Here is a 5,584-nt window from a genome sequence, read left to right on the forward strand (position 1 = left end):
ATTGAAAAGCGTGTCTATTCCAGCCTGAGTGCGTCAATTCTGGAAAGCGCCGGGGCGATTGCGCTTGCCGCGCGTGCGCTGGCGGAAATCGACCTTGCCGCTGCATTCGCAGATCTTGCCGCCGCCGAAGACTGGGTGCAGCCAGAGTTGGATGACAGCCGCGCTTTTGATGTGACCGGGGGCCGGCATCCGGTTGTTGAGGCGGCGCTGCGGCGTACGGGCGAGGCGTTCGTGGCCAACGACTGTGCACTGACCGAAAGCCAGACCCCCGCGATATGGCTGCTGACCGGGCCGAACATGGCGGGCAAATCAACCTTTCTGCGGCAAAACGCGCTGATCGCGCTTTTGGCGCAGGCGGGCAGCTTTGTGCCTGCAAAAAGCGCGCGCATCGGGCTTGTCAGCCAACTTTTCAGCCGGGTGGGCGCTGCCGATGACCTTGCGCGCGGACGCTCTACCTTCATGGTTGAAATGGTCGAAACCGCAGCGATCTTGAACCAAGCTGACGACCGTGCGCTTGTGATTCTTGATGAAATCGGGCGCGGCACGGCCACCTATGACGGGCTGTCGATCGCCTGGGCGGTGCTAGAGCATCTGCACGATGTCAACCGCTGCCGCGCGCTTTTCGCCACGCACTATCATGAAATGGCGGCACTTTCCGCCAAACTTGCAGGGGTGGAAAACGCCAATGTCACCGCGCGCGAATGGCAGGGTGAACTGGTATTTCTGCATGAGGTCAAGCGCGGCGCGGCCGATCGCAGCTACGGTGTGCAGGTCGCCCGGCTGGCCGGTCTGCCGCAAGCGGTGATCGAGCGCGCGCGCGTGGTGCTAGAAGCGCTCGAATCGGGCGAGCGCGAGGGCGCGGCACGGCAACGCGCGATGATCGACGACCTTCCGCTGTTTCGCGCAGCGCCGCCGCCGCCCGTACGCAAGCCCGAAAGCAAGCTGCAAGAGCGGCTGACAGCGCTGCACCCCGACGAGCTTTCGCCGCGCGAGGCGCTTGCGCTGCTATACGAACTCAAGGCGATTTCGCAGGAATAGGGTCGATTACGACTTTGGCGTTGACGAAACGCCCACCTGTGCAGGGCGCAGCAAGCGGTCGTGCAACATGAAACCCTCGGTCATTACTTCGATGATGTCGCCGGCCTTGGTGCCGGGCAGCGGCGCCTCGAACATCGCTTGATGTTGCGCGGGGTCAAAGGCATCGCCGTTTTTCGGCTGAATTGGCTGCATACCATGCTTCACGAACACGTTGAGCAATTCGCGCAGGGTCAGTTCTACCCCTTCGATCAGTGCGGCAGCGGCGCTATGCTGTTCTTCGCCAGCGGCGTCGAGCGCGCGGCGCAATGCATCGTAAACCGGCAAAAGATCGCGCGCGAGCTTGGTGCCACCGTATTGTTCGGCCTCGCGACGATCGCGCTCGGCACGTTTGCGCATGTTTTCTGTGTCGGCAAGCGCGCGAATGAAACGATCGCGCATGTCGTCGCGCTCTGCGCGAAGCGTTTCTATTTCAGCCGAAACGTCGTCCAGACCGGTATCAATCTGCGCCTGATCTTCGGCAATCTCGTCTTTCTTCATATCGCTCATGCTCTTACCCCTTGCCCTGGCCTGACAGCACGCGCCCGACCAGCTGCGCCGTATAATCAACGATCGGAATGATTCGCGCGTAGTTGAGGCGTGTTGGTCCGATCACGCCCACTGCACCGATAATCTTCCGGTCAGCGTTCATATAGGGAGACACCACCAGAGAGGAACCCGAAAGAGAGAAAAGCTTGTTCTCCGAGCCAATAAAAATGCGCACACCGGCCCCGCCCTCGGTCAGATCGAGAAACTCGGCGATGTCGCGCTTGCGTTCAAGATCGTCGAAAAGGGATCGCACTCGGTCCAGATCCGCCACTTCGCTGTCGATGAGGTTGGCGCGGCCGCGCACGATAAGCCGCTCTTGCGGCTCACCGGCATTTTCCCATAGCGCCAGCCCGCTTTCGGCAAGTTCGCGGGCAAGAACATCGAGTTCCTGCCGCCGCTCTGCGATTTCGCGCGCTACGTGCTGGCGAAGTTCGCTCAGAGTGCGCCCCTCGACCAATGCATTCAAAAAGTTCGCAGCTTCGCGCATGGATGAGGGTGTTTGCCCGAGCGGAGGCGTGAAAACGCGGTTTTCCACCATGCCGTCGGCAAAGACCAGCACCACCAGCGCGCGGTCGGCGGCAAGGCTGACGAACTCGATATGCCGAATGGGCGCTTCGTGTTTGGGCGTCAGCACGAGACTTGCGCTGCGGGTGATCGCCGAGAGCGCCCCACCAATCTTGTCGAGCGCTGACGCGACCTCGGGCTGATTGCCGCCGAGCGTTGCATCGATCATTTCGCGGTCGGCAGCGGCGACCTGCGATACCTCCATCAACCCATCAACAAAGATCCGCAAACCCGCCTGAGTGGGAATGCGCCCCGCCGAAACATGCGGACTGTCCAGCAAGCCCATATATTCGAGGTCTTGCATGACATTGCGAACGGTGGCGGCCGAGACCCGCTCGCTCATCGTGCGCGAGAGCGTGCGCGAGCCGACCGGGTCGCCAGTATCGAGATAGCCTTCGACGACGCGGCGAAAAACCTCGCGCGAGCGTTCATTCATTTCAGAGAGGCGGCGACTGGCGTCGGACATTTCTTGCTCCTTGAGTCCGAGGTAAGTGCAGTGTGGCGGCACGTCAATCGGGGTTGCATCGTGCGGCGGCGCGGCTGTAACTGGCCAAAATATGGGAAAGGACCCTTTATGCGCCCCTCTGGCCGAAATCTGAACGAAATGCGCGCGATCTCGATCGAGACGGGCGTCATGCGGCACGCCGAGGGTTCGTGCCTGATCAAGGCGGGCGGCACGCATGTGCTATGCTCTGCGACAATCGAGGACAAAGCACCCCAGTTTTTGAAAGGCTCGGGGCTTGGTTGGGTAACGGCGGAATACGGCATGTTGCCCCGCGCGACCAATACACGCAACCGGCGCGAGGCGGCGGCGGGTAAACAAACAGGAAGAACGCAAGAGATTCAACGCCTTATCGGGCGGGCGCTGCGCGCTGGCGTAGACCGTGCGGCAATGGGCGAGCGGCAGATCGTGATCGACTGCGATGTGCTTCAGGCTGATGGCGGCACTCGCTGTGCGTCCATCACCGGGGGTTGGGTCGCGCTACGAATGGCAATGGATAAGCTTCTGAAATCTGGCGCTATTACCACGGACCCGCTGGTTGACCATGTAGTGGCGGTGTCCTGCGGGATTTACGCAGGACAGGTGTTGCTGGATCTCGACTATGCGGAAGACAGCGAAGCGGGCACAGACGGTAACTTCATCTTGACCGGTCGCGGTAGGCTGATCGAAGTGCAGATGTCGGCGGAAGGTGCAACATTCTCGCGCGATGAGATGGGACAATTGCTCGATCTGGCAGAAGTTGGTGCAGCCGAGCTGGTTGCCGCACAAAAGGCCGCGCTGGCATGAGGCGGTTTGCAGGCAATCGCCTGCTGGTGGCGACGCATAATGCGGGCAAACTTGAAGAAATGCGCGCCATGCTTGCGCCTTTCGGTGTTGAGGTCGTTGGCGCGGCGGAACTTGGGCTGCCGGAGCCCGAAGAAACCGAAGACACTTTTATCGGAAATGCGCGGATCAAGGCGCATGCCGCGGCGCAGGCAACCGGATTGCCGGCCTTGGCTGACGATAGCGGCATCGAGGTGGAAGCGCTTGGTGGCGCACCGGGTGTATATACCGCGAATTGGGCCGAAACGCCCAAGGGGCGCGATTTTGAACAGGCCATGACACGGACATGGGCCGAGCTTGACGCGGTGCATGCACCAATGCCCCGGCGCGCGCGGTTTTGCGCAACCCTCGTGCTTGCATGGCCGGATGGGCACGATGAAGTGTTCGAGGGGCGCTGCGAGGGGCAGGTGGTTTGGCCAATGCGGGGCGCAGAGGGGCATGGCTATGACCCTATGTTTGTGCCCGAAGGTTACGAGATTACCTTTGCCGAGATGGACCCGTCCGAAAAGAACCGGATCAGCCATCGGGCAGATGCTTTTCGCAAGTTCAGGCAATGTCTGGGGGGCCGCATGCAGCGCATTTCGACAGGATCACCCTTCGAGGCGACAATGGGATACAGCCGCGCAGTGGTGAAAGGGCCTTGGTGCTTTGTATCCGGGGTTACCGGCTACGATTATTCGACCATGGCCATGCCCGAGGACATCGCAGCCCAGGCCCGCAACTGCTTTGCCACGATCCGCTGGGCGCTTGAGCAGGGCGGCTTTGAGATGGCTGATATTGTGCGGGTGCAATACACGGTTGTCGATGCGAGCTTGGTTGATGCGCTTGCCCCGGCGCTGGGCGAAGCCTTGGGTGACATACGCCCTGCTGCAACCATGGTGATTGCGGGGTTGATCCGGCCCGAGATGAAGGTGGAAATCGAAGTCACCGCGTTCAAAGGCTGAATGATGGAAGATTGGAGGAGCGTGGGGTTCGGGCTTTACATCCACTGGCCCTTTTGCGCCTCTAAGTGCCCCTATTGCGATTTCAATAGCCATGTTGCGGAGAAAATCGACCAAAAGCGCTGGATGAGAGCCTATTTGGCCGAGATCGACAGGATCGGGCGCGAGACAAAGGGGCGCGTACTCAGCACAGTTTTCTTTGGCGGGGGCACGCCTTCGCTGATGGACCCGGAACTGGTTGCCGCAATTCTTGAACGGATCGGTAAGACCTGGGTGCTGGCCAATGACCTCGAAGTAACGCTAGAGGCCAATCCTGGTAGTGTTGAGGCGGGCCGCTTTGCGGCCTATGCGGAGGCCGGGGTGAACCGGCTTTCTATGGGGATTCAGGCCTTGAACGACACTGATTTGCGCCGGCTTGGCCGGATGCATTCAGTAGCAGAGGCACGCGTGGCTTTCGATATTGCGCGAGCAAACTTCGATCGCGTGAGCTTTGATCTGATTTACGCGCGCCAAGGACAGTCGCTGAGCGCGTGGCAAGCAGAACTGCGCGAAGCACTCGCAATGGCAGTGGACCATTTTTCGCTTTACCAGCTGACGATAGAACAGGGCACGGTTTTTGGCGCAAGGCACGCGCGTGGCCAGCTAAAAGACCTGCCGTTGGATGACGACGCGGCTGATATGTATATGGCAACACAAGATATTTGCAATTCGGCCGGGCTTGCGGCCTATGAGGTTTCCAATCATGCGCGCCCTGGGCAGGAAAGCCGGCACAACCTGATATACTGGCGCGCGGGGGACTACGCAGGCATCGGGCCCGGCGCGCACGGGCGCCTTACGCTGGACGGTGTGCGCTGGGCGACCGAGGCACCGCGCGCGCCGCAGGCTTGGCTAAATGCCGTCGAGGCTGGGAAACCCGGTGAGTTGCCGCGCGAAGCGCTTGGCCAAGCCGAGCGTGGCGCGGAGTTTTTACTTATGGGGCTACGACTTGCTGAAGGCGTCAGCCGCGAGAGATTTACCGCGCTATCGGGTGCGGCCTTGCCCGAAGACGCGATAGCCCGACTTGTCGAACTTGGCATGGTGAGCGCATCGGGTGATCGTATTCAAGCTACGCGCGATGGCATGCCGGTGCTGA

General features: G+C 60.8%; 5 protein-coding genes and 2 pseudogenes. 5 read left to right on the forward strand and 2 right to left on the reverse strand.

From position 1 onward, the window contains the following. Positions 1-1,038: pseudogene (locus ABY403_RS12690) on the forward strand (DNA mismatch repair protein MutS); the annotation flags it as partial. Between the two features lie 6 nt (positions 1,039-1,044). Here the strand turns inward: ABY403_RS12690 and ABY403_RS12695 are convergent. Together ABY403_RS12695 and hrcA are read right to left on the reverse strand one after the other, a co-directional pair. After that, complete coding sequence (locus tag ABY403_RS12695; RefSeq protein WP_372841191.1) at positions 1,045-1,584, reverse strand: nucleotide exchange factor GrpE; 540 nt, start codon at positions 1,582-1,584, stop codon at positions 1,045-1,047. 4 nt (positions 1,585-1,588) lie between these two features. Next, on the reverse strand, positions 1,589-2,653 hold the full coding sequence (hrcA, locus tag ABY403_RS12700) for a heat-inducible transcriptional repressor HrcA (protein WP_372841193.1): 1,065 nt from the start codon (positions 2,651-2,653) through the stop codon (positions 1,589-1,591). Between the two features lie 108 nt (positions 2,654-2,761). Between hrcA and rph the strand changes: the two genes are divergently transcribed. The 4 genes and pseudogenes from rph to hemW all read left to right on the forward strand — a co-directional run. Further along, positions 2,762-3,475 carry a ribonuclease PH gene (gene rph / locus ABY403_RS12705; RefSeq protein ID WP_372841194.1) on the forward strand — a complete coding sequence of 238 codons (714 nt, stop codon included), beginning with the start codon at positions 2,762-2,764 and terminating at the stop codon, positions 3,473-3,475. Continuing rightward, positions 3,472-4,059: pseudogene (rdgB, locus tag ABY403_RS12710) on the forward strand (RdgB/HAM1 family non-canonical purine NTP pyrophosphatase); the annotation flags it as partial. The gene rph and the pseudogene rdgB, both read left to right, overlap by 4 nt. 60 nt (positions 4,060-4,119) lie before the next feature. Next, positions 4,120-4,455, forward strand: a complete 336-nt coding sequence (locus ABY403_RS12715) for a RidA family protein (RefSeq protein WP_372841197.1) — start codon at positions 4,120-4,122, stop codon at positions 4,453-4,455. Between the two features lie 3 nt (positions 4,456-4,458). Then, positions 4,459-5,584: radical SAM family heme chaperone HemW (hemW, locus tag ABY403_RS12720; RefSeq protein ID WP_372841196.1), on the forward strand; the 1,126-nt coding region annotated here is incomplete at its 3' end.

The organism is Phaeovulum sp. (assembly GCF_041596715.1).
Classification (GTDB): Bacteria; Pseudomonadota; Alphaproteobacteria; order Rhodobacterales; family Rhodobacteraceae; genus UBA6213.